The organism is Geotalea toluenoxydans JCM 15764, from assembly GCF_001311985.1.
Classification (GTDB): domain Bacteria; phylum Desulfobacterota; class Desulfuromonadia; order Geobacterales; family Geobacteraceae; genus Geotalea; species Geotalea toluenoxydans.
In genome coordinates this window covers 1-4,519 of record NZ_BBCJ01000060.1, presented here as the reverse complement: position 1 = coordinate 4,519, position 4,519 = coordinate 1, and the positions used below count along the sequence as shown (strand labels likewise).

The window sequence follows — 4,519 nt, the reverse complement described above, 5'->3', positions numbered from 1 at the left end:
CATCGAAGGGAGGGGGCTTGAGGTTCCCTCTCCCTAGTGGGAGAGGGCAAGGGAGAGGGGGAAATGCGCAGGCGACAAGAACCTAACCGGACAACGCTGGGTGAGCTCAATCAAGTTCCGGAGTCGCTGCATCGATCTGGGACCAGATCTCCTCGTTCGTATAGTGCTTCAGGTAGATGGCGCCGGTGGGGCACTTGGTGTTGCACAGGCCGTCTCCCTTGCACAGGGCCGGATTCACCGTGGCCTCCTTGCCGAAAGGTGTATCGACCAATTCTATGGCACCATAATTACAGGCGGTGATGCAGGCCGCACACGCCACGCAGTTGCTCCTGGTCACGTCGCATACCGCACCCGAGGCAGTGACCGAATTGCGGCTGAGCAGGTTTACCGTTCGGCCAGCAGCGCCGTAAGCCTGGCTGATGGTCTCCGTAATATGCTTCGGATAGTGGGCAAGACCGCAGAGGAAGATGCCGTCGGCGCCGAAGTCAACGGGTCTCAGCTTTACATGGGCCTCCTGGAAGAAACCATCGGTGTTTAAAGCTACCTTGAACAGTCTTGCCATTTCCTGCTCGATGCCGAAGGGATGACGGCGGCAGCCAGGACCAGCAGGTCGGCATCTATCGCCAGTTTCTGACCGAGAACCGGGTCCGGTACGGTTACCCGATGATGGGCCGCCCCCCCTCCGTGGCTGCTTCAACCAAAGGTTTATCAGTTGGCTCATAACGGATGAATTTCACATCTCTGTTGGAGGCTTCACGGTAGTAATCTTCCTTGAAACCGTAGGTCCTCATGTCCCGATAGATGACGTAGACCTCCATCTCGGGCTTGAGTTCCTTCAGTTTCAGGGCATTCTTGATTGACTGGCTGCAGCAGACGCGGCTGCAGTAGTTCTTCCCCTCTTCCCGGCAGCCCACACACTGGATCATAACCAGGCTCTGGCGCCAGGGTCTGTTCGTCCCCTTTGGCAATGCGCTCTTCCAGTTCCAGTGACGTGAGGACCCGTTCGTCCTGGCCATAGAGGTATTCCGAGGGTTTGTATTCATCGGCGCCGGTGGCTAGAATGGCGGCGCATGGAGGATCTCCCTGGTGCGCCCTTCGGAAATTACCTTGGTGACAAAGTTGCCCACATATCCGGAGACATCGGTAATGGTGGCGTCATGGGAGACGTGGATCGACGGGTGGCGGTAGACCTTGCGTATCAGGTCGTCCAACAGAGGCTGGACCTCAAGTCCATCCAGGTATAGTGGATCCGGCGGGCCATCCCCCCCAGGTCGGAGGTTTTTTCGATCAGGTGGACCTCAAAGCCGACGTTGGCCATGTTCAGGGCGCTGGTCATGCCGGCCATGCCACCCCCCACCACCAGCGCGGTCTTGTTGACCGGCAGCTGGAACTCCTGCAGCGGCTCCAGGTGAGCCGCCCGGGCTACCGCCATCCGGACGATATCCTTGGCCTTTTCGGTGGCGCCTTCCTTGTCCTTGGAATGAACCCAGGAACAGTGCTCCCGAATGTTGGCGAATTCGAAATAATACTGGTTCAACCCCGCTTCACGGCAGGTGTCCCTGAATAACGGCTCGTGGGTCCGGGGGGTGCAGGCTGCCAGCACCACGCGGTTCAGATTGTGTTCGACGATGGCATCCGCTATCAGCTGGGCGTTCTCCCGTGGAACAGGCAAACATGTTCCGCGCAGAGTAGACCACATTGGGAAGACCGGCGGCATAATCGACGACGGAGAGGGTATCGACGATACGGCCGATATTGGCGCCGCACAGGCAGACCACCACGCCGATCCTGATGTCATCATTGGTGACATCCTTTTCCGGCGGGTATTCCCGCTCACGGGAAAGATCGCCGCGCCGGTAGGCGAGAAGCTCGCTGCAGAGGGCATTGGCCCCACCGGCGGTCACAACCGATTCCGGGATGTCGGCCGGTCCGGTGAAGGCACCGCTGACAAAAATTCCAGGACGGGTAGTTTCAATGGCGTTGGATGGGCTGGTTTTGCAGAAGCCATGTTCGTTAAGCTCTATATCGAACGTGCTTGCAATAGTCCGGACGTCGGCGGGAGGATTCAAGCGACGGAGAGGACCACCATGTCGAACTCCTCTTCCTTCACCCCCTGATCGAAGGCTGAATAGCGGATGCTCACATTTTTGGTTTCCGGGTTCTCCTTGCCGATGGAGACATAGCTTCTGATGAAGCGCACGTCGGAGAGTTTTTCGGCACGCTGGTAGAAACGCTCGAAATCCTTGCCGAAGGCGCGGATATCGTTGTGGAAGATGGTGGCTTCCATGCCGGGGTCATGGTCTTTGGTGAGGATGACCTGCTTTTGCGTGTAGGCACAGCAGACCGCCGAGCAGTAGCTGTTTCCCCCGTCGGGATTGACCTGGCGCGAGCGACACACTGAATCCAGGCGATTTTGTGGGGATGTTTCTTGTCCGAGGGACGGCTGATCGTCCCCTCGTAGGGACCTGTGGAACTCAGAATCCGCTCGTAGTCCAGGCTGGTCACCACATTCTCGAAGACACCGTAGCCGTAGTCGCTCCTGAGCTTGGGGTCGAAGGTCTCGAAACCGGGAGCGAGGACGATGGCCCCTGCCTGCACTTCCATCAGCTCTTCTTCTTGATGCAGGTCGATGGCGTTGGGTTTGCAGACCCCCACGCAAATGGTGCACGACCCGTCTTTAAGATAGAGACATGCAGCCGGGTCCACATAGGGAATCAACGGCAGGGCCTGGGAAAAATGGATATGAATGGCCTTGTTGTTGGAAATATTCTGGTTGTACGCGTCAGGAACCTTGGCCGGGCAGTATTCCACGCAGAGATTGCACCCCGTGCACTTCTCCTCCACAACGTAGCGCGGCTTCTTCACCAGGGTGACCTTGAAGTTTCCGGCCTTTCCCTTGACGCTCTCCACCTCTGTGTAGGTCAGGATCTCGATATTGGGATGCCTGCTACATTCATTGAACTTGGGAGATTCGATGCACATGGAGCAGTCATTGGAGGGAAAGGTCTTGTCCAGTTGCGACATTTTGCCGCCGATGGCCGGAGACTTGTCGATGAGATTGACCTTGAACCCGCTGTTGGCAAGATCCAGTGCAGCCTGGATACCGCTGATACCGCCGCCGACTACGAGAACATCAATAAAGTTTTTCTGTGACATGTCATTTTCCACCGTGAGCACCCCTTGATTTGCTATCTGTGCCTAAAAACCAGACCTTCCCCCCCTCCCCCGGCCCCTCCCACCAGGGGAGGGCGGGAGAGGGGGAAAAGCGCAGGCTGCAAAGACCTCTGCCTTCGGTCCTAAATCAGCTCCTGAAGAATTTCCGTGATGTCCTTGATTTCCAGGACCACCCCCTCATCAAGAGAGAGCCTGCTGTCTTCAAAATTGGTTATGCAATAGGGACAGGAGGTAGCCAGCACCTCGGCGCCGACGGCGACGGCCTGTCCAACTCTCAGATCGGAAAAGCGCTCTTCCTTGGGAGTTTCCACCCAAATCCTGCCGCCGCCCCCGCCGCAGCAGAGGCTGTTTTCCCGAGAATCCGCCATCTCCACCAGTTCCAGGCCGGCTATCGCCTTCAGGATCTCCCTCGGCTGCTCATAGATGCCGTTGTGGCGACCCAGGTAACAGGATCGTGGTAGGTAACTTTTTTCGCGTATTCCTTGTCGAGCTTGAGCCGGCCGTCCCTGATCAGCTCGTCCAGGTAATCGGTGACGTACACCACTTCAAAGTTCACCATGAACTCGGGATATTCATTTTTGAAGGTGTGGTAGCTGTGGGGGGAGGAAACGAGGATTTTCCTGACGCCGTTATCGATAAAGTTCTGGATGTTCTCCTTGGCGAGCTTCCTGAAAAGCTCCTCGTTGCCGGTCTTGCGGATGCTTTCCCCGCAGCAGCCCTCTTTGTCACCCAGTATGCCGAATTTCACCCCTGCCTTGTTGAGGACAGCGGCCGTGGCAGCAGCCACTTTCTTCAATCTCGGTGCATAACTTAAATAGCAGCAGGAGAAATAGAGAACATCCATCTCCTTGGTGAACTGCTTTACCGCCAGACCTTCCGCCCAGTCGCCCCTCTTTTTCCGATCGTCATTAAAGGGGTTCCCTTCTCCCATGAGCCCACGCTTACCGTGCGCAGCGGTTCCACGGCGGTGGGAAACACCTCGTTCTGGGTGGCAATCCTTCGTAAAGCAACCCCCGATTCGATCTGTTTCACACCCCTCGGGCAGTTCTGGGGACACCTGCCGCAGGTGCTGCAGCGCCATATGTCCTCGCTTTCGATCTCAGTCAGTCCCAGACTGGCCTGGCGGACCAGCTTGCGCATACTGAATGAGCGCACCCTGTTCCACGGGCAGACGGAATCGCACTTGCCGCACTGGTAGCAGAATTTGAAGGCATCTCCACCTTCTTCCTTGATGACATCGATGATCTCTTTGAACGGGGCGACAGTTTCCACTTTCAGTTCCTTTTATGCGCCGTGTAGGGGCACCCCTTGCGGGCGCCCAAAGAATTGGATACCCGCGAGGGGT

The 4,519-nt window shown here is 57.1% G+C and carries 9 protein-coding genes; all 9 read right to left on the bottom strand.

Features of this window, described 5'->3' with window-relative positions; all coding sequences use genetic code 11:
* Window positions 1-106 precede the first annotated feature (106 nt).
* The gene (locus tag JCM15764_RS30720) at window positions 107-562 is read right to left on the bottom strand and encodes a 4Fe-4S binding protein (RefSeq protein WP_243689547.1); all 456 of its coding nucleotides are present in this window, start codon (window positions 560-562) and stop codon (window positions 107-109) included.
* A gap of 94 nt (window positions 563-656) precedes the next feature.
* Complete coding sequence (locus tag JCM15764_RS30715; RefSeq protein WP_243689546.1) at window positions 657-1,016, bottom strand: hypothetical protein; 360 nt, start codon at window positions 1,014-1,016, stop codon at window positions 657-659.
* 39 nt (window positions 1,017-1,055) lie between these two features.
* Window positions 1,056-1,211, bottom strand: a complete 156-nt coding sequence (locus JCM15764_RS30710; protein ID WP_243689545.1) for a hypothetical protein — start codon at window positions 1,209-1,211, stop codon at window positions 1,056-1,058.
* Window positions 1,199-1,537, bottom strand: coding sequence for an NAD(P)-binding protein (locus JCM15764_RS30705; protein WP_243689544.1), 339 nt, complete (start codon window positions 1,535-1,537; stop codon window positions 1,199-1,201). Before JCM15764_RS30705 ends, JCM15764_RS30710 begins: the two co-directional genes overlap by 13 nt.
* A 7-nt stretch (window positions 1,538-1,544) precedes the next feature.
* Window positions 1,545-2,069, bottom strand: a complete 525-nt coding sequence (locus JCM15764_RS30700; protein WP_243689543.1) for a hypothetical protein — start codon at window positions 2,067-2,069, stop codon at window positions 1,545-1,547.
* Between the two features lie 70 nt (window positions 2,070-2,139).
* Window positions 2,140-3,156 (bottom strand): FAD-dependent oxidoreductase, encoded by a 1,017-nt coding sequence (locus JCM15764_RS30695; protein WP_243689542.1) that lies wholly within the window; start codon window positions 3,154-3,156, stop codon window positions 2,140-2,142.
* Between the two features lie 140 nt (window positions 3,157-3,296).
* A complete protein-coding gene (locus tag JCM15764_RS30535) occupies window positions 3,297-3,566 on the bottom strand; it encodes a heterodisulfide reductase-related iron-sulfur binding cluster (protein ID WP_243689548.1) in 270 nt (89 codons plus the stop codon).
* Between the two features lie 5 nt (window positions 3,567-3,571).
* Window positions 3,572-4,105: a (Fe-S)-binding protein gene (locus JCM15764_RS30530; protein WP_243689541.1), complete on the bottom strand. Its 534-nt coding sequence runs from the start codon at window positions 4,103-4,105 to the stop codon at window positions 3,572-3,574.
* Window positions 4,036-4,446 carry a 4Fe-4S dicluster domain-containing protein gene (locus tag JCM15764_RS30525; protein WP_243689540.1) on the bottom strand — a complete coding sequence of 137 codons (411 nt, stop codon included), beginning with the start codon at window positions 4,444-4,446 and terminating at the stop codon, window positions 4,036-4,038. Before JCM15764_RS30525 ends, JCM15764_RS30530 begins: the two co-directional genes overlap by 70 nt.
* Between the last annotated feature and the right edge of the window lie 73 nt (window positions 4,447-4,519).